Below are 24,293 nucleotides of genomic sequence, written 5' to 3'. Positions count from 1 at the left end.
GCCGTAGTGCGGCCGCTCGCGATCGTCGGGGTGGCGGCGGTCGCCGTCGGCGTCCTCGCGGCGCTCGACCGCGGGATCGCGGCGGCCATCTCCCCCACCTCGGCCGTGGTGACGCTGATCGGCGTCCTCGGCGTGGTCCAGGGAGTGCGGTACGCGAACGCGCGCCGCGACCGGCGGCGGCTGCTGACCAACCCCGGCGAGCCGGAGCGGCGCGCGCCCGCCGCGGTGCCCGGGACGGACCTCGACGAGCGGATCGCGCGGGTCGTCAGCCCGGCGCCGGGCGGCTACCGGGACCGGCGGGATCTCCGCGACCGGATCCGGGAGGTCGCGGTCGACGCCGTCGCCCGCGACCGGAACTGCCCGCCCGAGGCCGCGGCGGCGGCCGTCGACGACGGGACGTGGACGGACGACCCCGCCGCGGCCGCCTTCTTCGACACCCGGAGCGCGTACCCGGTCCGCGTCCGCCTGTCGGCCGGGATCCGGGGGCGCTCGAACTACTGGTACGGGCTCCGCGCCGCGGTCGACGAGATCGAACGGATCGAGGGTGGTGCGGCGTGAGCGACCCGCGAGGCGCCGAGGTGGCGGCCGGCTCGGACGCGGCCGCGACCGACGGGAGCGAGACGAGCGGCACGGAACGGGACGACCGATCCGAGCCGACGGCCGACCGGGCCGACGAGTCGGGGTCCGACGCGCCGGGAGCCGAAGACGAGGCGGCCGGAGGAGCCGACGAGACGACCGGAGAGGCTTCCGAGGCGGCCGGAGGGCCGGCCGCGGCGCCGACCGACCGCGAGCGCCGGCGCGAGGTCTCGACCGACCGCTGGCTGGGGATCGCCGGGGCGGCGCTGGCCCTCGTCGGCCTCGGCGTGCTCGTCCGGCAGTCGTCGCTGGTGCTCGCCGGCGCGGTCGGGGTCGGCTACGCCGTGTACGCCCGGGCCGGCGAGGCCCCGACGCCGACGCTCGCTGTCACCCGGACGGTGAGTGACGAGGCCCCGGCGCCCGGCGACGAGGTGCGCGTGACGGTCCGCGCGGAGAACGTCGGGGAGGCGCCGCTCCCGGACCTCCGCCTCGTCGACGGCGTCCCGCCGGGGCTGGCGGTCGCCGAGGGCCCCGCGCGGGTCGCCACGGCGCTGCGGCCCGGGGCCGCGGTGACGTTCGAGTACACGGTGCGCGCGGCCCGGGGCGACCACGAGTGGGAGCCGATGACCGCGGTCACGCGCGACGCAGCGGGCGCCCGCGAGCGAACGACGGCCCTCGACGCGCCGACCGCGATCGCCTGTACCCCCGAACTGGCCGCCGGCGGGGACCTCCCCCTCCGCGGGCTGACGACTGTCCACCACGGGCGGGTCCCGACCGACGTGGGCGGCGCCGGCGTCGAGTTCCACGCGACGCGGGAGTACCGCCGGGGCGACCCGCTCAAGCGGATCGACTGGAACCGCCGGGCGCGGACGGGCGAGCTGTCGACCGTCGAACTGCGCGAGGAGCGCTCGGCCACCGTCGTGCTGCTCGTCGACGCCCGCGAGTCGGCGTACGCCGCGTCCGACCCCGACGCCGAGACCGCGGTGGAGGCGAGCGTCGCGGCCGCCGGCCAGGCGTTCTCGGCGCTCCTCGACGGCGGCGACCGGGTCGGCATCGCGGCGCTGTCGCCGCTGGACTGCTGGCTCCCGCCGGGCAGCGGGACCGTCCACGCCGCCCGCGGGCGGGAGACGCTGGCGACCGACCCGGCGCTGGCGCCGACGCCGAGCGACGAGCGGTTCTACCGGTCGCTGTGGCTCCGGCGGTTCCGGCGGCGGCTCCCGGCCGACGCGCAGGTGCTGTTCTTCACGCCGCTCGTCGACGACACGGCGGCGACGCTCGCCCGCCGGATCGACGCGCACGGGCACCTCGTGACGGTCCTCTCGCCGGACCCCACCGCGACCGGGACGGTCGGTCAGCGGCTGACGACCTTCGAGCGGCGCCAGCGGCTGCGCTCGCTCCGGTCGGGAGGGATCCGCGCGGTGGAGTGGGGCGACGACTCCTTCCCGGTCGCCGTCGCGGCCGCGACGAGGCGGTGGTCGCGATGAGCGGCGACGAGTCGACGGCCCGGCCGACCGGCGGCGACCCGACCGGCGGCGACCCGACCGGCGACGGTCTGATCGGTGACGGTGCGCACGGCGACTTCCACGAGACGGACGCGCGGTCGCCGACGGTCGCAGTCGTCGCGAGCCTCGCGGCCGCGGGGGTCGCCGCGACCGCGGGGCTGGTCGCGAGCCCGGTCGGCGGCGCGCTACTCGGCGTCGCCGCGCTCGGGTTCCTCGCCGGCTCGCTCCGGCGGTCGACGCGGATCCTCACGTGGGGCGCCGCCGTCGGCGTGGTCGGGCTCGCGGTCGCCGGGTACCGCGGCGCGACCGCCGAGCCGCTGCTCGTCGCCGCCGTCGGGCTGGCGGTCGCGTGGGACGTGGCCGACCACGGCGTCGGCCTCGGCGAGCAGGTCGGCCGGGGCGCGCGGGTCCGGCGCAACGTCGCGGTCCACGCGGGGCTGAGCCTGCTCGTCGGCGCGCTCGCGGCCGGCCTCGTCTACGGCGTCTCCCTCGCGGTCGGCGGGGGCCAGCCCGTGGCCGCGCTCGCGCTGCTTTTGGCCGGCGGTATCGCGCTGATCTCGGCGCTGCGGTGAGGCCCGCGACGCCGGAGCTAAACCCTTATCACCGCGCGGGTGGCAGGTACGGTCGTATGAGCGACCTCCCGGACGACTTCGACTGCACGCTCACCAACTGGGAGTACATCTACGGGCTCTGCCGCAACGTCTCCGACGCGGTGAAGCGGGCCGACTTCGAGCCGGACATGGTGGTCGCGCTGGCCCGCGGCGGCTGGTTCGCGGGCCGCTGCGTCTGCGACTTCCTCGGGCTCAACGACCTCACGAGCCTCAAGATGGAACACTACGTGGGCACCGCCGAGAAGAGCGGCGAGCCCCAGATCCGCTACCCGATGCCGGAGGGGAGCGTCGAGGGGAAGAACGTCCTCATCATCGACGACATCGCCGACACGGGCGGCTCGATCCGCCGCGCCGAGGAGTACGTCGACGAGCGGAACGCGGCTGAGATCCGCACCGCGACGCTCCAGCTCCTGGGCACCTCGGAGTTCCAGCCCGACTTCGTGGGCGAGCGGCTCGAACAGTGGACGTGGGTCGTCTACCCGTGGAACTTCCTGGAGGACATGATCGACCTCACGGAGGGCGCGATGGAGCGCGCCGACGAGTCGGCGTTCTCGCGGGAGGACCTGCGTCACTACTTAGAGGAGTACCACGGCATCGGCCGGATCGAGATGGAGGTCGCCCAGCCCGACCGCCTCGACGAGGTCATCGACGAGATGGTCCGCCGGGACGTGGCGGAGCCCGTCGGCGACGACAGCTGGGCGCTCGCCGAGTAGCCGGCCGGAGCGATGGCCGACGAACGGCGCGACGCGGACGGCGACGCGGCGCTCGACGCCGTCCTCGCCGCCTACGACCTGAAAGACGAGCGGCGCACCGGGTGGCAGCTCCGCGGCGTCGACGCGCCCGAGTCCGTCGCCGCCCACTCGTGGGGGGTCGCCTACCTCGTCTTGGCGTTCGGCGACCGGTTCCGTGCCGACCTCCCGGGCGTCGACCTCGACCGCGCGCTCCGGCTCGCCGTCGTCCACGACGTCGCCGAGGCGGAGACGGGCGACATGGCGACGCGGGCCGACTCGACCGCGGCGACGGTCGACCGCGAAGCGAAGGCGGCGGCGGAGCGCGAGGCGATGACCGACCTCGCCGGCCCGCTCCCCGAGCGCGTCGGTGACGCCTGGGAGGCGTACGAGGCCCGCGAGTCGCCGGAGGCCGTGCTCGTCAAGGAGTGCGACTTGCTCGACACCTGCCTCCAGGCCCTGTTGTACGAGCGCGGCGACCGGTACGCCCCGGAGCGCGGCGAGCCCGACGCCTTCCGCGAGTACGACGACTTAGACGAGTTCTTCGCGACGGCCGAGCCGCGCCTCCGGACCGACGCGGGCCGCGCGCTGTTCGCCGCGGTCCGCGAGCGGTACCGCGCCGCGCGCGACGGGTGACTCGGGAGGGCCCGAACCGCGGCGCCGCCGGCTGTTCGACGATCGTCGTGTTCGAGATAGACGTTCGTAGGGGCTCTACCGCGCGATTTCGCGCGAAGATGGTAAGATGGTTAACGGGGGAGGGCGTTTCGCGAGGTGAGTTCACCACGCATGTCTGACACCGATCTCGTAATCGTCGGCGGCGGGATAAGCGGGGCGTCGCTTCTGTACACGGTCGCGAAGTTCACCGACGTCGACGACGTCACGCTGATCGAGAAGGAGCGGGAGGTCGCCGCGATCAACTCCCACCGGACGAACAACTCCCAGACCCTCCACTTCGGAGACATCGAGACGAACTACACCCTCGAGAAGGCCGAGGAGGTCAAGGAGGGCGCGGAGCTGCTCGCGGGCTACCTGGAGGGGGCGGACCCCGACCGCGAGATGCACAGCAAGCGGAGCAAGATGGTCCTCGGCGTGGGCGACGAGGAGGTCGCAAAGCTGGAGGAGCGCTACCGCGAGAACGGGTTCGGCGACCTGTTCCCGAAGCTCCGCGAGATCGGGCGCGAGGAGATCGCCGAGCTGGAGCCGAAGGTCGTCGAGGGCCGCGACCCCGACACCGAGCTGAAAGCGCTCCAGACGCCGGACGGCTACGTCGTCGACTACGGCGCGGTCGCCGAGTCGTTCGTCGAGGCCGCCCGCGAGGAGGACGGCGTCTCCGTCCACCTCGGGACGACCGTGACCGGCGTCGACGACCGGGGCGACGGGTTCGTCGTCGACACCGACGACGGCGCGTTCGACGCCGAGGCGGTCGTCGTCGCGGCCGGCTCGCACAGCCTCCAGTTCGCCAAGGAGATGGGGTACGGCGAGGGGATGTCGCTGCTGCCCGTCGCGGGGAGCTTCTTCCTCGCCGACGACCTGCTGAACGGGAAGGTGTACACGCTCCAGATGAAGAAGCTCCCGTTCGCGGCGGTCCACGGCGACGCCGACGTCCACGACGGGAGCGTCACCCGGTTCGGCCCGACGGCGAAGCTCGTGCCCGCCTTGGAGCGCGGCCACCTCTCGACGGTGAGCGACTTCGTCGACGTGTTCGGGTTCAACCCCGACTCCGTGCTGAGCTACGTCAACATCCTCTCGGACAGGATCCTCTTCCCGTACGTCGTCCGCAACCTCGTGTACGACCTCCCCGGCGTCGGGAAGCGCGCGTTCCTGCCGAACGTCCAGAAGGTCGTGCCGAGCGTCGAGGTCGACGACATCGACCGCGCGAAGGGGTACGGCGGCGTGCGCCCCCAGATCGTCGACACCGAGAACAAGGAGCTCGACATGGGCGAAGCGAAGATCGTCGAGGACGGAATCTTATTCAACATCACGCCCTCGCCCGGCGCGTCGACCGCGCTGAAGAACGCGATGACCGACGTGGAGACCGTCCTCGACTTCTTCGAGGACGACTACGAGTTCGACGAGGCCGCCTTCCGCGACGCGACCATCGAGAACTTCCCGCGGGCCGACGAGGAGTCCGACGCCGAGGCCGACGACGCCGAGACCGACGGCGCCGAGGACCCGGTTCCCGCGGGAGCCGACGACTGATCCGACCGGCCCCCGCACCGCATTTCCTTTCGAGCGACCGAACGCCGACTCACGCCGCCTCGTCCGCCGCGACCTCCCGCTCGAACGCCTCCCGGAGCACGCGGATCGCCCGCCGCTTCGTCCCGTCGGGGACGAAGACGAAGGGGATCGGCACGTCGAACGCGCGGTCGCCGTACAGCCCCCAGTCGGCGACCGACCGCGTCGTGCCGCCGTACGCGATGGGGATGTCCTCCAGCTCGTCGGGGTCGTAGGCGGGGACGTACGAGCGGTCGATCCACACCTCGTGGACCGGCACGTCGAGGGCGTCGGCGAGGAGCCGCTCCAAGCGGTCGTCGCCGGCCGTGAGCCACGCGGTGAACTCGTCGAGGGGGTCGCCGTCAACGGGGAGGTCGTCGTCGAGCTCGCCGCCGATCCGGTCGGCGAGCGCGATCCGGTGCTTCCAGCAGGTTGCGGGGAACCGCCGGCCGCGGAAGCGGTCGTACATCGACGCGAGCGTCGAGTCGGGGTGCTCGCGGGCCGCGATCCGGAGCCGTTCGAGCACCGCGTTGTCGTCGAGTTCGCGGTCGATGATGCCGTCCACCGTCACGGGGCTCTCGCCGGTGACGCGCTGGTACTCGCCGAGCATCGCCTGGAGGAGCCGGTTCGCGTACACCGACTTGTGGTGCTGGGTGACCCACATGTACAGCGCGATCCGGCCTTCGAGGTAGTTGCCGATGGTCGACAGCGCCTTCTCCGAGAGCGCCAGCCCCGCCTCCGGGTGCGCGGTGTAGGCGTCGACCATGCGCTCGACGTCGAAGCTCAACACGCCCGCGCCGGTCATCTCGTTGTCGCGGGTGATGTAGTCCAGCCGGTCCACGTCGATGGGGGAGTGGAGCAGCTGGGCGCCGACCCCGTACTGCCACGGCTCGCCGCGCTCGTACGCGAGGCTGTACCCGAGGACGTACGCGCACACCTCGAATGGGTCCACGTCGAACGCGCGGAGTGCGTCGCCGTACTCCTCGACGATGATGGCGCAGCCGAGCAGCTCGTGGGGGTTCGCCGAGCGGAGCGGCGCGCCGCCGACGCCGGCCCGGTCGAAGGCGTCGACGAGACCGGTCTCCGCGACGCGCTCCCGGAGGACGCCCTCGTCGAGGAACCCCTCGGAGAGGTGCGAGAACGGCGGGTGCCCCACGTCGTGGAGCAGGCAGGCGCACGACAGGGTCCGCTGGATCTCCTCTAGCTCCTCGACGGTCGCGTCCCGGGCGAAGTACGACTGCCGCCGGAGGTTCTCGAAGACGGTCCGCCCGAGGTGGTAGACGCCGAGCGAGTGCTCGAACCGGGTGTGGTTCGCGCCCGGGTACACCAGGTGGGTCGCCGAGAGCTGGCGGACGTACCGCAGCCGCTGGAACGGTCGCGTGTCGACGACGCCCTCGACGAGCGCGTCCGGCAGCTCGATGTAGCCGTGGACGGAGTCTTTGATCTGCGTGGTGGGCATCGATTGTGGGGACCACACCCTCCCGGGCCCTGCCTCTTTCGGTCGCCGGCCGCGCGACCGCCGCCCGACGGCCGTCCGGCTCCCGCCGTCGGAGAACGCCCCGAGTCACACGGCATAAATGCGAGCGCGCCGAGCCACGGGTATGGCATCGGACGCCGCCGACGGGACGGACGCGGGAGCGGGCGACGCCGACGCGGCCGGCGCCTCGCTCGTCGACCGCTGGACCGCGCTCGACCGCGGCTGGCAGGCGCTCGCGCTGGGGGTCGGGATCGTCGCCGCGCACCTCGTCGGCCAGGCGCTGTGACGGGGGTCGTCGAGGCGGTCCGGGCGTACCTGCCGGGCCTCGCGCTGCTCGCGGGAGGCGCGGTCGCGGCGACGCTCGTCGCGGACGCGGTGCCCGGCCTCCAGCCGCTCGTCGTCGCCGTCGCGCTCGGCGTCGGGGTCGGGAACACCGTCGGGATCCCCGAGGTCGCGGAGCCGGGCGTCGGCGTCGACAAGCTGTTCTTAGAGACCGGGATCGTGCTGCTCGGCGCCGCGGTCGCGGTCGAGGAGTTCCTGGCAGCCGGTCCGCGGGTCCTCGGCCTCGTGGTGGCGGTCGTCGCCGGCGGGCTCCTGTTCGCCGAGGCCGTCGCGCGCGGCCTCTTCCGGATCGGGTCGCCCACCTCGTCGCTCCTGGCCGCTGGCGCGAGCATCTGCGGCGTCTCCGCGGTCGTCGCGATCGGGAGGGTGCTGGACGCGCGCGGCGCCGCGATCACCTTCGCGGCCGCGACGATCCTGCTGTTCGACGCCGTGACCCTCGTCGCGTTCCCGCTGGCGGGCGAGTGGCTCGGCCTCACGGGCCGGCAGTTCGGCGTCTGGGCGGGCGTGAGCATGTTCTCGACCGGCCCCGTGGCGGCCGCTGGGTTCGCCTACTCCCCCGAGGCGGGCCAGTGGGCGACGGTGACGAAGCTGGCGCGGAACTCGCTGCTGGGCGGGGTCGCGGTCGCGTACTCGGTCGCGTACACGGCACGCTCCGCGGCCGACCCGGGCGTGCGGCGGCTGTGGGCGGAGTTCCCGAAGTTCCTGCTCGGCTTCCTGATCGTGGCGGCGGTGGCAAACAGCGGGCTGCTCTCGCCGGCCGCGCTGGCGTCGATCGGGCACGTCTCGGACGCGCTGTTCGCGCTGGCGTTCGTCGGCCTCGGGCTCTCGATCCGGATCGACGACATGCGCGCGGTGGGCGCCGCGCCCGTGGGCGCGGTGCTGGTCCACCTGCTCGCCGTGAGCGCGGTCGCACTCGCGGCGGTGCGCTGGCTGCTGTGAGCCGGACTGACCGCACGCCGGCGTCGGACGGGTTCACGTCATATAAGTAGCGAGCGGGCGCACTCCGGGTATGGGCACCATCGGATTCATCGGCGGCAGCGGCATCTACGAGGCGCTCCCGCTCAACGACGTGCGCGAGGTCGAGTTCGACACGCCGTACGGCGAGCCGAGCGACGCGGTGACGATCGGCGAGTTCGGCGACACGGGCCGCGAGGTCGCGTTCCTCCCGCGCCACGGCTCGAACCACGGCGTCTCGCCGACCGACCTCCCGTACCGCGCCAACATGTACGCGCTGAAGCAGGCCGGCGTCACGCACATCTTCGCGTCCAACGCGGTCGGGAGCCTGAAAGAGGAGCTGGAGCCGGGGACGCTCGTCGTCCCGGACCAGATCTACGACCGGACGAAACACCGCGACCTCTCCTTCTACGGCGACGGCGTCGTCGTCCACCAGCCGTTCGCGGACCCGTACAGCCCGGAGCTCGTCGACCACCTCACCGAGGCCGCGGAGTCGGCCGCGCCCGAAGACACCGGCGTGGTGAAGGGCGGCACCTACGTCTGTATCGAGGGGCCGCAGTACTCGACGCGCGCGGAGTCTGAGTTCTACAAGTCGCAGGGCTGGGACCTGGTCGGCATGACCGCGATCCCGGAGGCGAAGCTGGCCCGGGAGGCCGAGATCGCGTACGCGACGATCGCCGGCGTCACCGACTACGACGTCTGGAAGGCGGACAGCGAGGTGACGCTCGAAGAGGTCTTAGAGAACGCCGAGAAGAACCAGAAGGCGATCAAGGCCGCCGTCGAGGAGGCCGTGCGGACGCTCCCCGAGGACCTGGAGTGCGAGGCGCACACCGCGCTCGAAGGCACCGTCAACACGCCGACGGAGGCGATTCCGGAAGAGACCAAAGAGCGCGTGGAGCCGCTGCTGGGCGACTACCTGTAAGACACCGACCGCGGGGCGTGTCACACGCGTCGGTTCGGTCCCGGTCCGACCGAGTCAGTCCGCGATCGCTTCCGACTCGCCGGTCATCGCCGCCGGGTCCTTCACCCACAGGTCGCCGAACAGGTCGTCCTGCTGGAGCCGGACCGAGCCGCGGTGGGCCATGAACAGCAGCGCGAGGTACGTCATGAACGGGCGGCCGCCGGCGGTCTCGATCTCCGCGAACAGCACCTCCGTGCGCCCGCGGTCGAAGTGGGAGCGGAGGGCGTTGTCGATCTCCACGATCACCTCCTCGATGTCCTCGTCGTGGGTGCGGTCGGTCGCCTCCCCCGCGGTCGGCTCTCCGTCCTGGCGGAACTCGTCGCCGGCGTGATAGTCGAGCGTCTGCGTGCCCCTGGCGTGGCCGTGCGGCGACTCGGAGGTGTCGTACTCGCGGGAGTCCTTCCACCAGGAGCCGCGCTCGGCCTCGCGCAGCTCGCGGACCAGCTCGTCGAGCGTCTCCGGCGACCCCCGGGTGTTCTTGCGGTCGAGCCGGCGGTCGATCTCCGCCTCCAGCTTGTCGACGGGGTCGAACCCGTCCGCGGCCGGGTCGGGCGCGCCGCCCTCCATCGCGGCCTCCCACGGCTCCGGCTCGGGCTCCTCGTCCTCGTCGTCGTCCGCCAGCATGCCGTCGCTTTTCATCCGGAGCAGGACGCTGGCGTAGAACAGCGCCCGCCCCGTCGTCCGGAGGTCCGTCTCGTCGAGCTTCTCCAGGAAGGCGTCCGTCACCCGGACGATGTCGATATCCCACGGCTCGATCTCGCCCTCCTCGGCCAGTTGGACGAGCAGCTCGACGGGCTCGACCTCGTCCTCGTCCGTCTCGTCCGGGGGCGAGATGTCGGTCACGTCCGCTTCGGGATCGGTCCCCGACGACTCCGGTCCGCCGGCCGAGTCAGAACTGTCGGACGACTCGGAACCGGCGTCCGACGCGGCCCCGTCGCCGCCCGGGGCGTCGTCGGCGAACGGGTCGGCGCCGTCGCGCTCGCTCGTCAGGTCGAGGTCGGGGACGCCGTCGTCAGTCATCCGCGCTCACCTCCTCCTCGTCCGCGTCGTCGCCGAACTGCATCCCGGTCACCGCCGAGAGGTTGTCGCCCTGCATCGTGACGCCGATGGCGCGGTCGGAGCGCTCCAACAACGCCGAGCGGTGGCCGACGACGACGAACTGGGCGTCCTCGGCCAGCTCCTCGATCATCTCGCCGACGCGCTCGGCGTTGACCGCGTCGAGGAAGGCGTCGATCTCGTCGAGCGCGTAGAACGGCGCGGGGTTGTGCCGCTGGACGGCGAAGATGAAGGATAAGGCAGTCAGCGACTTCTCTCCGCCGCTCATCGCGTCGAGCCGCTGGACCGGCTTGTCCGCGGGCTGGGCCTTCATCGTCAACCCCTCCTCGAAGGGGTCCTCGGGGTTCTCCAAGACGAGCTCGCCCGTCCCGGCCGAGAGCCGCGCGAAGATGTCCCGGAAGTGGTCGTTGATCGACTCGAACGTCTGCATGAACGTCTCCTTCTTGGCCGCCTCGTACCCCTCGATGCGCTCCTCGATGGCGTCGCGCTCCTCGACGAGCACGTCCCGGCGCTCCCGGAGCTCGTCGAGCGCCGCCTGGACCTCGTCGTACTCGTCGATCGCGAGCATGTTCACCGGCTCTAACGCCTCCATCTCCGCCTCAAGCTCCTCGATCCGCGACTCCACCTCGTCGAGGTCGGGGATCTCGTCGGCGTCGTACTCGCCGACCTGCGACTCCAGCTCGTCGATCTCCCACTCCAAGCGGTCGCGGCGGTCCGTGAGGTCCGACAGGTCCGACTCCGCCTCGGAGACGAGCGAGCGCTGCTCGTCGCGCTTCCGGGTCGCCTCGCGGATCTCCTCGCGGAGGTCCTCGCGGTCGCTTTTCAGCTCCGTGAGCTCCTCCTCGAGGTCGGCGATCGCTTCCTTCTTTTCGGCCAGCTCGGCCTCCTTCTCCTCTATCGCGGCCTCGTGGTCGGCGATCGCCTCTTCGGCCTCGGCCTTCGCATTCTGCGCCTCCTCGACGTCGTCGTGGAGGCCGTCCACGGCGTCCTCGGCGTACCCCTTCTCCAGCTCCAGCTCGTTGATCCGGCCGTCGAACGAGTCCATCCGGTCTTCCAGCTCGTCGATCTCGGCGCGGATCTCGTCGGCGCGCTCGGAGAGCTCCGGGATCTTCGAGTCGGCGAGCTCGGCCTCGATCTCCGATATCTCGGCTTCGAGCTCGTCGATCGACGCGTCCGTCTCCGCGAGCTCCTCGTCTAACGCCGTCATCTGCTCGTCGACGGACTCGCGTTCCGCCTCCAGCTCCTCGAGTTCGTCCTCCAGCTCCTCGATCCGAGCTTCCGCCTCCGCGAGGTCGTCCTCGGCGCGCTCGACGTCCGCCTCCAGCGACCGCACGCGCTCGGCCGCGTCGGCCTTCCGGTCGCGCGCGTCCGCGATGTCGTCGTCGAGCGTGTCGATCTCCGACTGGACCGACTGCCGCTCGTCTTCGAGCTCGGAGATCTCCGTCGCGAGCCGCTCCAGCTTGCCGCCGCCGGACTTCGTGAACGAGTAGCGGGAGCCGCCGCCGGAGCCGCCGGTCATCGCGCCCGACTTCTCGACGAGGTCGCCGTCGAGGGTGACCATCCGGTAGTCGCCCATCAGGTCGCGGGCGGTCGCCATGTCCTCGACGACGAGCGTCGAGCCGAGCACGTACGAGAAGATCGACTCGTACTCCGCGTCGTAGTCGACGAGGTTGCGCGCGAAGTCGACGACGCCCGGCATCGACGGCTTCCGCGGCAGGCTCCGGTCGTCCATCTTCGTGATCGGGAGGAACGTCGCCCGCCCCGCGTTCCGCCGTTTCAGGTAGTCGATACACGTCGATCCGACGCCGTCGTCGTCGACGACGACGTTCGCCAATCGCCCGCCTGCGGCGGTCTCGCAGGCCTCGGCGTACTCGGCCGCGACCGAGCCCAGCTCGCCGACCGCGCCGTGGACGCCGTCGATGCCGCCGTTCTTCACCTCGGTGACCGCCCGCGGCCAGGAGGCGTCGCCGCGCTCGTCGGCGGCCGCCTCCAGCTTGGCGTACTCGTTCTGCTTCTCCCGGAGGGTGTCTTCGATCTCCCCCAGTCGCTCCTCCGTCTCGGCCTTCTCGGCGAACAGGTCCGCGACCGCGTCCTCGATGGTCGCCTCGTTCTTCTCGGCCTTGTCGAGCTCGCCTTTCAGCTCGGAGATCCGCGCCTTGTGCTCCGGGATCGACTCGCGGGCCTCTTCTAACTCCTCGCGGGCCTCGCTCACCGCGTTCGAGCGGCGGCGCGCCTCGTCGAGCAGCCGGTCCTTCTCGCGTTGCGTCTCGTTTTTCTCCTCGCGGAGCGACTCGATCGCCTCCTTCTTCTCCGCCAGCTCGGCCTTCAGCTCGTCAAACTCCGTGTCGGCGCCCTCGATCTCGGCCTCGACGTCCGCGAGCTCGGACCGCTTCGTCGCCAGCTCCGATTTCACAGACGCCTTCTCCACCTTCGTCTCGCGGATCTCGGCGTCGAGCTCCTCGATCTTCTCCTCCTTCCGGTCGATCTGGACGAACGCCTGCCGGCGGTCGTTCTCCGCCGACTCGGCGCGCGACTCGGCCGACTCGATCCGGTCTTCCAGCCGCGAGACCTCGCCTTTGATCTCTTCGATCTCCGAGCGGATCTCGATCTGTTCCTCCTCGCCTTTCGTCTCGATCTCGTGGTTGAGGTCCGCGAGGTCCTCCTCCAGTCGGGTGAGCTTCCCCTGCCTGGCGTCGAGCTCCTCGCGGAGCTCGGCGAGGTCGGTCTCCGCCGCGTCGATGTCGCCCTCCACGTCCGCGAGCGCCTCGCGCTTCTCCTCGAGCTCCGAGGCCTTCCGGAATCCGCGGTACTCCTCAAGCTCCTCACGGAGCTCCTGGTACTGGAGGGCGGTCTCGCGCTCGTCGGCGAGCTGGTCGAGCCGGTCCTCCTTCTCGCCGATGCGGAGGTCGGCCTCGCCGATCCGGTCTTCGACCGTGTCCAGCTCCTCGTAGGCGGCCTCCTTCTTCTCGTCGAACTCCGCGACGCCCGCGATCTCGTCGACGATCCCCCGCCGCTGGTAGGGGGTCATGTTGATGATCTCGGTGACGTCGCCCTGCATCACCACGTTGTACCCCTCCGGCGTCACGCCCGCGCTCGCGAGCAGGTCCTGGACGTCCGAGAGGTTCACCGACCGCCCGTTGAGGTAGTAGTACGAGTAGTAGTTGTCCTCGGTCTCCTTCACCCGACGCTTGATCGTGATCTCGGAGACGTCGCCGACGTTCTCCGTGCCGGCCGCGGAGACGACCTGCGAGCGGTCGAGGGTGCCGTCCTCGTTGGAGAGCACGACCGTGACGGAGGCCTCGTTCGGGCCGTCCGCGGCCTCGCCGTCGTCGTGACCGGGGTTGTAGATGAGGTCGGTGAGCTTCTTGGCGCGGATCCCGCGGGTGCGGGCGAGGCCGAGCGCGAACAGCACGCCGTCGATGATGTTCGACTTCCCGGAGCCGTTCGGACCGGTGACGACGGTGAAGTCCTCGTAGAAGGGGATCCGCGTCGTACGCCCGAAGCTCTTGAACCCGTCCAGAACGACTTCAGTGATGTGCATGGGGTCGGAGGCGACCGCTTACGCGACGATGATGTCGTCGCCTTCGCTCGACTCGCCCTCGTCGTCCTCGGCGCTCTCCTCGGCGTCGGGGGTCGTCGCCGACTGCTCCGGGACGATGACGTCGTCGCCCTCGGCCGCGTCGGCGGCCGCCGCCTCGTCCGCGCCGTCGGACGACTCCTCGACGGACTCGAAGACGTCGACGTGGTCGTCGGAGTGCGTCGTCCGCTCGCCGCCGGCCGCGGCCTGCGCGGCGTCGTCGGCCGCGGGCTCGTCGTCCGACGCGTCGCCGGCTGCGCTCGCCTCGGAGCCGGCCGCCGCGCCCGCGGCGTCGGCCTCGACCGCGACCGACCGCTCGTCTTCCAGCTGTCGGACGCGCTCTTTCATCTCGACGAGCTCCTCGGTGAGCCCGTTGACCGCCGCCTGTAGCTCCGCGACCTGCCGTTCGAGGTCCTCGACGCGGTTACTCATATACACACGCATGCTCGCGCGACGCGTATAAATCTGCGTCAGACACACGTGTGACCAAATCACACGATTCGGCGGGCGGTCGCCCGATTCGGCCGGCGAGCGGCGAACGTTTCGGCGCCGTGAAACGTGTCAGACGCCGGGGGAAGATACTTGTACTGACCGGAGATACACGTTCGGTATGAGCAAGATCACCTTCCGGGCGGACGACGACCTCGTCGACCGGCTGGAAGCGTGTGACGCCTCCAAGAGCGAGGTGATGCGGGAGGCGCTCCGGACCCACCTCGACGGGACGGGAGACGAGTCCGACGCGTCGGACGCGTCGGCCGGGAGCGTCGACGACGCCCTCGCGGACCGCGTCGACGACCTGATCGCGGAGCGGCTCGACGCCGCGCTCGACGAGCGGCTCGGTCCGGCCGGGGGTGCCGCGGCACCGGCGTACGCGGCCGGGAGCCCGGGCGACATCAACGTAAACGTCACCCTCGACGCGCCGAGCGCCGAGTCCGACGACCGGGACGACGAGGTGCGTGTGACGCGTGAGACGGCCGGCGACGCGGAGCCGGCGGCGCGTAAGACGGACCCCGGCGCGAACACGCGCGAAAACGCCTGCGGCGGGTGCGGAGAGGTCGTCCCGTCCGAACACGTGTACTGTCCGAACTGCGGCGAAAAGCAGTCACACAGGGCCTTCTGCGAGTGCGGCGACGAGCTCCGGACCGACTGGGCGTTCTGCCCCGGGTGCGGGCGTCGGACGCCGGCGGCGGACGTGTTGAAGGATCAGTAGCCGGCGTAAGACCCCGCGCATACGCCGCGGCCCGCTCACCGCCAGTTTGTCTTACAACCTCCGATAGTTTTATAATGGTAGCCTCGGAGGTACGAGTTGCGTAAGACGGTCGTCTTACAGCGTGCGTCCGGGCGGGGTGATACCCCGGTTTCGGGCGGTCTCTCGCTGTAAGACACACGCGTCGCGTGGTCGCCGTCTTACCGGGGGAATACCAATGGAGCGTGTGACACTACGAATCCCGAAACAGCAGATCGACGAGGTCGAACAGATGGTGGAGACGGGCGAGTTCCCGAACCGGAGCGAGGCGATCCGGTCGGCCGTCCGCGACATGTTGAACGAACAGGACGGCGAGCGCGACGAGCGCGGCCGCAACCGCAACTGGGCGAAGGTGTAAACTGATGCAAGATCTCGTTCAGGACGCCCTCGACAACGCGGAAGCGGAGAAGCGCGACATGGACGTCGACATGGACGACGACGAGTTCGGGGACCCCCGAATCGTCATCGTCGGTGCCGGCGGCGCCGGGAACAACACGGTCAACCGGCTGTACAACATCGGCGTCGACGGCGCCGACACCGTCGCCATCAACACGGACAAACAGCACCTCAAGATGATCGAGGCCGACACCAAGATCCTCGTGGGCAAGTCGCTCACGCAGGGGCTCGGCGCCGGCGGCGACCCCAAGATGGGCGAGCGCGCCACCGAGATGGCCCAGGGCACGATCAAGGAGGTGCTCGGCGACGCCGACCTCGTCTTCGTCACCGCCGGCATGGGCGGCGGCACCGGCACCGGCGCGGCGCCGGTCGTCTCGAAGATCGCCAAAGAGCAGGGCGCCATCGTCGTCGGCATGGTCTCGACGCCGTTCAACGTCGAGCGCGCCCGCACGGTGAAAGCCGAGGAGGGCCTCGAAGACCTCCGCAACGAGGCCGACTCGATCATCGTCCTCGACAACAACCGCCTGCTCGACTACGTCCCGAACCTGCCGATCGGGAAGGCGTTCTCCGTGATGGACCAGATCATCGCGGAGACGGTGAAGGGGATCTCGGAGACGATCACCCAGCCGAGCCTCATCAACCTCGACTACGCGGACATGTCGACGATCATGAACCAGGGCGGCGTGGCGGTCATGCTCGTCGGCGAGACGCAGGACAAGAACAAGACCCAAGAGGTGGTCAACGACGCGATGAACCACCCGCTGCTCGACGTCGACTACCGCGGCGCCTCGGGCGGGCTCGTCCACATCACGGGCGGCCCCGACCTCACGCTGAAGGAGGCCGAGGGGATCGCGAACAACATCACCGAGCGGCTGGAGGCGAGCGCCAACGTGATCTGGGGCGCCCGCATCCAGGAGGAGTACAAGGGCAAGGTGCGCGTCATGGCGATCATGACGGGCGTCCAGAGCGCGCAGGTGCTCGGTCCCTCCACCCAGAAGCAGGCCGACAAGTCCCGCGCGGCCGTCAACGGCGAGGAGCTCAGCGACTCGCGCTCGCGCGCCGCCGAGGCGAACGGGAGCCCGGGCGCGGCGGGCGACAGGGGCGAAGCGGCCGTCTCCGGCGGCACCGACCGCGGCGCGTGGGAGTCCGACGGCGGCAGCGACCCCATCGAGAAGAACAACGGCCTCGACGTCATCCGCTGAGCCGCACCCCGGAGGACAGACGGCTAACCGTTTTTTGATCCGCTTCGGAGAGGAGGCGTCCGGTCAGGCCGCTTCGAGCGACTCCAGCAGCCGACACTTCCGACAGACGTCGCGGCTCGTCTGCGAGCCGCAGCGCTCGCACTCGCCGAGGTCGGGGGTCTCGCCGTCGCCGTCCCCGCCGCGGTAGGCGTCGGCCGCGAGCGCGGACAGCTCCTCGTAGCCGGCCATGATCGAGTGGCGCGCGCCCGGGTGATTCTCCTCTAGTTCGTGGATCGTCGACTGGATCTCGCCGCGGTACGCCTCCTCGGCGTGGGGGCACTCGGCCATGTGGGTCGGGAGGTCGCGGACGTGGCAGTACAGGGCGATCTCCTTCTCCGGCACGTCGCGGAGGGGCTTGGCGCGCGGGACGAACGCGTCGGTCTCGGCGCGCTCGTCGAACGGGCCGAGCGAGGCGTCGAAGTGCTTCGCGACCTGTCGCACGTCGCCCTCGAGGAAGTTCATCATCGCCGTCTGCGCCTCGTCGTCGAGGTTGTGGCCGGTGAGCAGCTTGTCCGCGTCGAACTCGGCGGCGTAGTTCTCCAGGAGGTCGCGGCGGAACACGCCGCAGTACGCGCAGGCCGCCATGTTCTCGGGGTCGTCCTCGACCACGTCGTCCATCCGCACGTCGAACTCCTCCTCGTACGACACCAGCTCGTGGCGCATCGAGAGGTCGTCGGCCAGCTCGACGCAGGCGTCGACGCTCGCGTCGCGGTACCCCTCGATGCCCTCGTGGATCGTCAGGGCGAGCATCTCCACGCGGGGGTCCGCCCCGAACACGTCGTCGAGGATCTGGGTCAGCGCGACGCTGTCTTTCCCGCCGGAGAGACCGATCACCCAGCGGTCGGGGTCGTCGGGCGTCGCGTCCGGGTCGAGGAGGCCGTCCTCGCGGACCCGCCGCTTCACGCGCTTCTCGACCGACAGCCGGAGGTGTTCGCCACAGAGGTGCGCCCCGGAGTAGGCGGCGTGGTGGATCGCGTCGGCTCCGCACTTGTCGCACTCCATCGGTGTCCGGTTGCGCTCGCGCGGGGATACCCGTTTCGGGCCGGCCACACGAGGCGGGCCGCGGAACCGGGACGGGCCGAGGGCGACCGCTCGCAGACACGCGCCGCGAGACCCGCGTAAACGAGCGGTAAACGTCGACAACCCCGGGCGCGTTGTCGCCGGTTCCGACACCGGTTTGTCGCCGGCCCGTCGCAGATCGCCGTGAGCGATTCCCCGACCGGCGTCGACCGCGACCCCGACCCGCGACCCCTGCGCGAGGACCCCCCGGCGGAGAGCCGTCGGACGCGGCTCTGGCGCCTCGGGTTCAACCTCATGCCCGCGTACCGGGGGACGGGCGCCCGCGTGGACCATATCGCGGCCGACTGGCGCTACGTCCGGATCCGCGTCCCGTTCAACTGGCGCACCCGGAACGCGGTCGGGACGGTCTTCGGCGGCAGCATCTACGGCGCGATCGACCCGGTGTACATGATGATGCTGCGGCGGGTCCTCGGTGACGGGTTCACCGTCTGGGACAAGTCGGCCGCGCTGGAGTTCATCGAGCCCGGCCGCGACACGCTGTTCGCGGAGTTCGACCTCCCGACCCGGGAGACGGAGGCGATCCGCGAGGCGCTCGCGCCGGGCGAGTCGACCGACCGCGAGTACCTCGTCTCGCTCGTCGACGAGGAGGGCGAGGTCCACGCGGCCTGCGAGAAGACGCTGTACGTGCGCCGCGACGAGTAGCCGACGGGAGCGTCGCCGGCCTACGCCGTCGCCCCGGCGACGAGCGCCTCCTCGACGGTCTCGACGAACCGGTCCGGGTGTTCGACGTGCGGGAGCAGCCGCGCGCGGTCGAAGACGACGAGGCGCGCGTCGGCCGCGTCGGCGAGTTCGCGCCCCTCGGTGAGCGGGCTGACCGTCGCCTCGCGGCCCCAGACGATCGTCGGCGGCACGTCGAGGTCGGCGAGCGCGGCCGCGAGGTCGACCTCGCTGTTGAGCGTGCCCGAGACGAACGACGCGGGCGCGAACCGGGCGTTCTCGACGTGGGTGGTCCGCCACTCGTAGTCGGTCCACTCGGCGCTCGGGTTCGCGGGGTCGTCGTAGCCGTGGTCGGCGTTGAAGTAGCGGATCGACGGCTTCGCCGTGATGGCGTTGAACAGCGCCCGTCCGACGAGCGGGGCGCGGAGCAGTTCGCGGAGCCACCCCTTCGCCGGGCTCGGGCCCGCGGTGGCCGTGGGACAGACGGCGACGAAGCCGCGCAGCTCGACGCCGTCCTCGCCGTCGCCGTCGGTCGCCGCGACCGCGTACGCGGCCGACAGCGAGGAGGCGACCACCGCGGGCTCGTCGAACGCGGCGAGGAAGTCGTGGACGAAGTCCTCGTACAGCGCCGCGGAGTAGCGGAGCGGCGGGCGGTCGGACCGGCCGTAGCCGGGGAAGTCGGGCGCGATAACGTGGTAGTCGGCGGCGAGGTCGTCGAACACCGCGCGCCACTCGCCGGAGGAGCCGGCGGCGTTGATCCCGTGGAGCAGGACGAGGTCCGGGTCGTCCGGGTCGCCCGCCTCGGTGTACGCGACGTCCATCCCGCGCCAGCGGAAGACGCCGTCGTCGCCGTCGAGCGGGGACTCCAACTCGCCCTCGTAGCGGAGACCGGTGTTGAGCGCGGCGAGCGCGCCGACGCCGAGCGCGGCGCTGCCGAGGAGGTTCCTGAGCTTCATGGAATACTGTTGGTTCGCTGGCGACTTATACTCGTGGGACGCGGCCCGGCGGACCGCGGCCGCGACGGCGGGGCGCCGCCGTCAGTCGTCCGGGTCTCGGTCGGCCGCCGCCTCGACGCAGTCGGCGATCGGTCCGACGATCGCCTCCGCGACCGCGTACGGGTCGGTCTCGCGGTCGCGGACCCGTTCCGCGAGGCGGTCGATCCCGCCGTGCCGCTCGATCTCGGCGGTCGCGATCCCCCCCACGTCCGCCCGCACGAGCGTGCGGATCTCCGCGGCGTACCGGCGGCGTTCGGTCGCCTCGATCTCCCCGGACTCGCGGAGGTGCGCCGCGTGCGCGTCGAACGCCTCGATCAGCGCCTCGACCCCCTCGCCGGTGTTCGCGACGGTCTCTAACACGTCCGGCGTCCACGACTCGTCGCCGCCCGAGTCGTGCGCGTCGGGGTCGTCGCGGCCGGAACCGCCCGACCGGGCGCCGTCGCGCCGTCCCGCGGCGCCGTCCGTCGAGGCCATCGAAGCGGCGCCGTGGTGGCCGGCGTCGCGGGCCGTCGTCGTCCCCTCGCGGCGGTGGACCATCTCCTCCAGCTCGGCGACGGTCCGCTGGGCGCCGTCCATGTCGGCCTTGTTCACGACGAACACGTCGCCGATCTCTAAGATGCCGGCCTTCAGCGTCTGCACGTCGTCGCCGGAGCCGGGCTGGACCAGGACGGCGACCGTGTCGGCGGTCCGAACCACGTCGACCTCGTTCTGCCCGGCGCCGACGGTCTCTAAGACGACCACGTCCTTCCCGAAGGCGTCGAGCGCCTTCACGGCGTCCGCGGTCGCGGTCGAGAGGCCGCCGAGCTGGCCGCGCGCGCTCATCGACCGGAAGAACACGTCCATGTCGCCGACGTTCGACCCCATCCGGATCCGGTCGCCGAGGACGGCCCCGCCGGTGTACGGCGAGGAGGGGTCGACCGCGATCACGCCGACCGTGTCGCCGCGGTCGCGGTAGGCGGCCGCCAGCTTGTCGACGAGCGTCGACTTCCCGGCGCCCGGCGAGCCGGTGACCCCGATCACGTCCGCCCCGCCGGTGTGCTCGTGGAGCGCGGAGACGATAGCCCGGTACCCGGGCGTTCGGTTCTCGATCTTGGTGATGACCCGGGCGAGCGCGCGGTGGCTCCCCGAGAGGAGGTCCTCGACGAGCGCGGCGTCCGCGTCGGTGAGCGACGGCGCGTCCCCGAACGACGGTGCGTCCGGCCCGGCCATCTACGCGCGCTCCGGGACGTTGTTCCGGATGAACTCGATCGTCTCCTCCATCGGCGTCCCGGGTCCGAACACCTCGGCGACGCCCAGTTCCTTCAAGTCGTCCTCGTCCTCGTCCGGGATGATCCCGCCGACGAGGACGAGCGTGTCGTCGAACGCGTCGTACTCCTTCAGCCCCTCGATCACCTTCGGGACCAGCGTGTTGTGCGCGCCGGAGAGGATCGAGATCCCGAGGACGTCGACGTCCTCCTGGACCGCCGCCTGGACGATGTCCTCCGGCGCCCGGTGGAGTCCGGAGTAGACGACCTCGAAGCCGGCGTCGCGGAACGCCCGCGCGATGACGTGTGCGCCCCGGTCGTGACCGTCGAGCCCGACCTTCGCGACCAGACACCGCACCGCGCGTTCCTGCTGTTCGGCGCTCATGCCCCACACTGGGTCGCGTGCGGGTTTGATTCTAACGGACGATAGGGAAGGTTCCGTCGCGGGGCGGGCGCCGCCGAGCCGGATCCGCGACCGACGCGTTGAACGCGCGGGCGGACGTACCGTCCCCGATGACCGACACCGTCGACGCCCCGGCCGACGCCACGGGGCTGCCGCCCGAGACCCGGATCGGTCGCGCCGCGCTCCGGGTCGCTGACCTCGACGAGACGACCGCGTTCTACCGCGACGTGATCGGGCTCGCGGTCCTCGACCGCGACACCGAGCGCACGATGCTCGGGGCCGGCGGGACGCCGCTGCTCGTCGTCGAGCGCGACCCCGACCGCCCGGCCCGCGGCCGGACCGACGCCGGCCTCTTTCACACCGCGTTCCGCGTCCCGTCGCGGGCCGCGCTCGGCGAGGCGCTGGGCCGCGTCCGGGAGCGGTGGCGGCTCGACGGCGCCTCGGATCACCTCGTCAGCGAGGCGCTGTACCTCGACGACCCCGAGGGCAACGGCGTGGAGATCTACCGCGACCGCCCCCGCGAGGAGTGGCCGACCGACCTAGACGGGACGCCCCGGGTGGCGACCGACCCGCTCGACGTCGAGGGCGTCGCGGCGGCCGCGGACGGGGGCGCCGACCCCGGCGGCGTCGTCGACCGCGCTCCGGCCGGCACGGACGTGGGCCACGTCCACCTCGAAGTCGCCTCGCTGTCGGCGTTCGAGGCCGTCTACGTCGACGGGCTGGGCTTCGCGGTCGGAATGGCGGGGCCGGACGTCCGGTTCGTCGCGGCCGGCGGCTACCACCACCACCTCGGCGCGAACACGTGGCGGGGGCGGACGACCCCGAGCGCTGGACGCGGGCTCGCGTGGTTCGAGGTGGTCGTCCCCGACGCGGCCGCGCTGGACGCCGTCCGGGCGCGGCTCGACGCGGTCGCGGCCGAGCGCGACATCGAGTTCGCCGTCGAAGCGCGCGACGACGGGCTCGCGGTCACCGACGCCGACGGGATCGAGGTCCGAGTCCGGACGCCGTAGCGGGCCGCCGACGGCCCCTGGCCCCGGTCGAGTCGCCGGCCGGTCACCCGACGATCGTCCGGAGCGTCGACTCGGTCAGGAACGTGGTGACGCCGAGCGCCTCGGTCGTCATCCACGCGAGGAAGATCAGGTACATCGCGAGGAGGACGTACCCCTCCTCTGTGGTGAGCTCGAAGTCCGTTGCGGCCAGCACCACGACGACGAGGGTGGTGTAAAACAGGAACAGCATGAGCGGGACGGACGTGAGGAACCCGATCGAGACGCCGCCGGCGAGGACGACGCCGACCGGCAGCGCCGCGACGAGGTTGAACGTGTTCGTGCCGAAGACGTTCGCGATCGCCGCCCGCTGGTCGCCGGACTCGCCCATCTTCACGCCGACGAGCAGGTCGGGGAACGAGCTCAGCACCGACAGCACCGTCACGGAGACGAGGAACGGGGGCGCGTTCAGCGCGTCCGATATCTGGACCGTCATGCCCACCATCGACTCGACGCCGACGAGCACGACGACGAGCCCGGCCGCGAACAGCCCGGCCTGCTTCGGGACGTTCGTCGACTCGGTCCGTTCCATGTCCGACGCGCCGCTCTTGCCCCCGACGAGTAAGACGACGTACACGCCGTACAACACGAGCAGCCCGACGCCCATCTGCGGGGTGATCCGCGCGAGCTCCCGGCCGTCGGTGGCGAGGACGCCCAAGGCGATCACGCCGAAGAGCGCGAGGACGGCGACCATGTAGAAGATGGCGTCGCGGTAGACGATCCCTTGCGTCGTCGTCGTGTCGCCGCTCGTGACCGCGACGGCGGCCGGGATGACCAAGATGTTGAACACCGCCGTCCCGATGAGCGCCCCGGCGCCGACGCCGAAGTCGCCGAGGACGAGCACCGAGATGACGATGATCGCGAGCTCGGGGAACGACGTGGCGGCCGCGACGATCAGCCCGCCCTGGATCGCCTGCGAGACCCCGAAGTGGTCGCTGATCTTCGAGGTCGTCGACTCGACGACGTTCGCGCCCTTCCAGGTCAGGAGAAATCCGACGAACCCGAGCGCGATCCAGACGGGCAGCGGCTGGTCGCCGATGAGCTCCGCGAGTAACGTCACGAGGTACCGGTGCGCACGGAGCGGATTAGTGGTTCCGGAAGCGAGCGCGGCCGACCGCGCGTCGCGGAGGGCGTGACGGGGGCCGCAGGGCGCCTATCCGAACTTGCCGGTGATGTAGTCCTCGACGCGCTGCTCTTCGGGGTCCTCGAAGATCTTCGCGGTGTCGTCGTACTCGACCAGCTCGCCGCCGGTGAGGAAGACGGCCGTCCGGTCGGAGATGCGGGCCGCCTGCTGCATGTTGTGCGTGACGATGATGACGGTGTACTCCTCCGCGAGGTCGTCGATCAGGTCCTCGATCTTCGAGGCCGCGACGGGGTCGAGCGCGGAGGTCGGCTCGTCCATCAGGATGACCTCCGGGTCCGGCGCGATGGCGCGGGCGATACAGAGCCGCTGCTGTTGGCCGCCGGAGAGTTCGAGCCCCGAGGAGTCGAGCTGGTCTTTCACCTCGTCCCACAGCGCCGCGCCCTTCAGCGACTCCTCGACGCGCTGGTCGACGTCGCCGTCGAAGTCCTGGATCTTCAGGCCGTACGCGACGTTGTCGCGGATCGACTTCGGGAACGGGTTCGGCTTCTGGAACACCATCCCGATCTTCCGGCGCAGGGCGACTGGGTCGACGTCGTCGTCGTACACGTTCTTCCCGCCGAACTCCACGTCGCCCTCGACGCGGCAGATCTCGATCATGTCGTTCATCCGGTTGATACACCGGAGGAACGTCGACTTCCCGCAGCCGGAGGGGCCGATGAGCGCGGTGACGCGCTTCTCGGGAATCTCCATGGTCACGTCGTCGATCGCCTGCTCGTCGCCGTAGAAGACGTCGAGGTTGCGAGCCGCGACCGCGGTGCCGGCCCCGGGCGCCGCGCGGTCGTCGTTCGAGTCCGCCTGTACCTCCGTCGTGATGAGCGAGTCGTCCGTTGTGCTGTTACTCAT

24 protein-coding genes are annotated in these 24,293 nt (G+C 71.3%); 14 read left to right on the top strand and 10 right to left on the bottom strand.

The genetic code is table 11. The features are described 5' to 3' along the window. Nucleotides 1–6: 6 nt before the first annotated feature. The 6 genes from EXE44_RS06850 to EXE44_RS06825 all read left to right on the top strand — a co-directional run bounded on the left by EXE44_RS06850 (nt 7) and on the right by EXE44_RS06825 (nt 5,616). The gene (locus tag EXE44_RS06850; RefSeq protein ID WP_137716518.1) at nt 7–558 is read left to right on the top strand and encodes a hypothetical protein; all 552 of its coding nucleotides are present in this window, start codon (nt 7–9) and stop codon (nt 556–558) included. After that, nucleotides 555–2,060 (top strand): DUF58 domain-containing protein, encoded by a 1,506-nt coding sequence (locus EXE44_RS06845; protein ID WP_137716517.1) that lies wholly within the window; start codon nt 555–557, stop codon nt 2,058–2,060. Before EXE44_RS06850 ends, EXE44_RS06845 begins: the two co-directional genes overlap by 4 nt. Beyond that, nucleotides 2,000–2,650 carry a hypothetical protein gene (locus tag EXE44_RS06840; protein WP_137716516.1) on the top strand — a complete coding sequence of 217 codons (651 nt, stop codon included), beginning with the start codon at nt 2,000–2,002 and terminating at the stop codon, nt 2,648–2,650. The genes EXE44_RS06845 and EXE44_RS06840 overlap by 61 nt, the downstream gene beginning before the upstream one ends. 56 nt (nt 2,651–2,706) lie before the next feature. After that, entirely contained in the window at nt 2,707–3,402 is a 696-nt protein-coding gene (locus tag EXE44_RS06835; protein WP_121561616.1) for a phosphoribosyltransferase, read from the top strand. Nucleotides 3,403–3,414: 12 nt separating this feature from the next. Then, a complete protein-coding gene (locus EXE44_RS06830) occupies nt 3,415–4,053 on the top strand; it encodes an HD family hydrolase (protein WP_137716515.1) in 639 nt (212 codons plus the stop codon). A gap of 150 nt (nt 4,054–4,203) precedes the next feature. Then, nucleotides 4,204–5,616, top strand: coding sequence for an FAD-dependent oxidoreductase (locus tag EXE44_RS06825; protein WP_137716514.1), 1,413 nt, complete (start codon nt 4,204–4,206; stop codon nt 5,614–5,616). Between the two features lie 49 nt (nt 5,617–5,665). Here EXE44_RS06825 and EXE44_RS06820 read toward each other — a convergent pair whose 3' ends face one another. After that, on the bottom strand, nt 5,666–7,090 hold the full coding sequence (locus EXE44_RS06820) for an HD domain-containing protein (RefSeq protein ID WP_137716513.1): 1,425 nt from the start codon (nt 7,088–7,090) through the stop codon (nt 5,666–5,668). A gap of 142 nt (nt 7,091–7,232) precedes the next feature. Between EXE44_RS06820 and EXE44_RS20685 the strand changes: the two genes are divergently transcribed. The 3 genes from EXE44_RS20685 to mtnP all read left to right on the top strand — a co-directional run bounded on the left by EXE44_RS20685 (nt 7,233) and on the right by mtnP (nt 9,326). Then, on the top strand, nt 7,233–7,394 hold the full coding sequence (locus EXE44_RS20685) for a hypothetical protein (RefSeq protein ID WP_173228646.1): 162 nt from the start codon (nt 7,233–7,235) through the stop codon (nt 7,392–7,394). Then, on the top strand, nt 7,391–8,389 hold the full coding sequence (locus EXE44_RS06815; protein WP_137716512.1) for a YeiH family protein: 999 nt from the start codon (nt 7,391–7,393) through the stop codon (nt 8,387–8,389). Before EXE44_RS20685 ends, EXE44_RS06815 begins: the two co-directional genes overlap by 4 nt. A 70-nt stretch (nt 8,390–8,459) precedes the next feature. Then, a complete protein-coding gene (mtnP, locus tag EXE44_RS06810; RefSeq protein ID WP_137716511.1) occupies nt 8,460–9,326 on the top strand; it encodes an S-methyl-5'-thioadenosine phosphorylase in 867 nt (288 codons plus the stop codon). A gap of 54 nt (nt 9,327–9,380) precedes the next feature. On the opposite strand, the gene EXE44_RS06805 is transcribed toward mtnP, so the two are convergent. The 3 genes from EXE44_RS06805 to EXE44_RS06795 are packed head-to-tail and all read right to left on the bottom strand — an operon-like array spanning nt 9,381 to nt 14,430. Further along, nucleotides 9,381–10,385 (bottom strand): ScpA family protein, encoded by a 1,005-nt coding sequence (locus tag EXE44_RS06805; RefSeq protein ID WP_137716510.1) that lies wholly within the window; start codon nt 10,383–10,385, stop codon nt 9,381–9,383. After that, complete coding sequence (smc, locus tag EXE44_RS06800) at nt 10,378–13,962, bottom strand: chromosome segregation protein SMC (protein ID WP_137716509.1); 3,585 nt, start codon at nt 13,960–13,962, stop codon at nt 10,378–10,380. The genes EXE44_RS06805 and smc overlap by 8 nt, the downstream gene beginning before the upstream one ends. A gap of 18 nt (nt 13,963–13,980) precedes the next feature. Continuing rightward, nucleotides 13,981–14,430, bottom strand: coding sequence for a bZIP transcription factor (locus EXE44_RS06795; protein ID WP_121561607.1), 450 nt, complete (start codon nt 14,428–14,430; stop codon nt 13,981–13,983). Between the two features lie 178 nt (nt 14,431–14,608). Here EXE44_RS06795 and EXE44_RS06790 point away from each other — a divergent pair, with 178 nt between their 5' ends. The 3 genes from EXE44_RS06790 to ftsZ all read left to right on the top strand — a co-directional run bounded on the left by EXE44_RS06790 (nt 14,609) and on the right by ftsZ (nt 16,842). Next, entirely contained in the window at nt 14,609–15,208 is a 600-nt protein-coding gene (locus EXE44_RS06790; protein WP_137716508.1) for a zinc ribbon domain-containing protein, read from the top strand. A 214-nt stretch (nt 15,209–15,422) separates the two neighbouring features. Next, entirely contained in the window at nt 15,423–15,602 is a 180-nt protein-coding gene (locus EXE44_RS06785; RefSeq protein ID WP_004595187.1) for a ribbon-helix-helix domain-containing protein, read from the top strand. Nucleotides 15,603–15,606: 4 nt separating this feature from the next. Then, on the top strand, nt 15,607–16,842 hold the full coding sequence (gene ftsZ / locus EXE44_RS06780) for a cell division protein FtsZ (protein ID WP_121561605.1): 1,236 nt from the start codon (nt 15,607–15,609) through the stop codon (nt 16,840–16,842). Nucleotides 16,843–16,905: 63 nt separating this feature from the next. On the opposite strand, the gene EXE44_RS06775 is transcribed toward ftsZ, so the two are convergent. Beyond that, entirely contained in the window at nt 16,906–17,883 is a 978-nt protein-coding gene (locus EXE44_RS06775; RefSeq protein WP_137716507.1) for a TIGR00269 family protein, read from the bottom strand. A gap of 201 nt (nt 17,884–18,084) precedes the next feature. Here EXE44_RS06775 and EXE44_RS06770 point away from each other — a divergent pair, with 201 nt between their 5' ends. Continuing rightward, a complete protein-coding gene (locus EXE44_RS06770) occupies nt 18,085–18,603 on the top strand; it encodes a DUF4442 domain-containing protein (protein ID WP_137716506.1) in 519 nt (172 codons plus the stop codon). 20 nt (nt 18,604–18,623) lie between these two features. Here EXE44_RS06770 and EXE44_RS06765 read toward each other — a convergent pair whose 3' ends face one another. From EXE44_RS06765 to EXE44_RS06755, 3 genes are all read right to left on the bottom strand, one after another. Next, nucleotides 18,624–19,574: an alpha/beta fold hydrolase gene (locus EXE44_RS06765; protein WP_137716505.1), complete on the bottom strand. Its 951-nt coding sequence runs from the start codon at nt 19,572–19,574 to the stop codon at nt 18,624–18,626. A gap of 81 nt (nt 19,575–19,655) precedes the next feature. After that, nucleotides 19,656–20,822 (bottom strand): methylmalonyl Co-A mutase-associated GTPase MeaB, encoded by a 1,167-nt coding sequence (meaB, locus tag EXE44_RS06760; protein ID WP_137716504.1) that lies wholly within the window; start codon nt 20,820–20,822, stop codon nt 19,656–19,658. Further along, entirely contained in the window at nt 20,823–21,242 is a 420-nt protein-coding gene (locus EXE44_RS06755; RefSeq protein ID WP_121562430.1) for a cobalamin B12-binding domain-containing protein, read from the bottom strand. A 128-nt stretch (nt 21,243–21,370) separates the two neighbouring features. On the opposite strand from EXE44_RS06755, the gene EXE44_RS06750 reads away from it, so the two are divergent. After that, nucleotides 21,371–22,270, top strand: coding sequence for a VOC family protein (locus tag EXE44_RS06750; RefSeq protein WP_137716503.1), 900 nt, complete (start codon nt 21,371–21,373; stop codon nt 22,268–22,270). A gap of 43 nt (nt 22,271–22,313) precedes the next feature. On the opposite strand, the gene EXE44_RS06745 is transcribed toward EXE44_RS06750, so the two are convergent. Both EXE44_RS06745 and pstB read right to left on the bottom strand, forming a co-directional pair. After that, nucleotides 22,314–23,366 (bottom strand): sodium:calcium antiporter, encoded by a 1,053-nt coding sequence (locus tag EXE44_RS06745; RefSeq protein ID WP_137716502.1) that lies wholly within the window; start codon nt 23,364–23,366, stop codon nt 22,314–22,316. A 93-nt stretch (nt 23,367–23,459) separates the two neighbouring features. Beyond that, nucleotides 23,460–24,293: a phosphate ABC transporter ATP-binding protein PstB gene (pstB, locus tag EXE44_RS06740; protein WP_137716501.1), complete on the bottom strand. Its 834-nt coding sequence runs from the start codon at nt 24,291–24,293 to the stop codon at nt 23,460–23,462.

The sequence above is a fragment of the Halorubrum sp. SS7 genome, from assembly GCF_005435055.1.
Classification (GTDB): domain Archaea; phylum Halobacteriota; class Halobacteria; order Halobacteriales; family Haloferacaceae; genus Halorubrum; species Halorubrum salinarum.
Note: the sequence above shows the minus strand (reverse complement) of the source record. Positions and strands in the feature narration are given on the sequence as shown.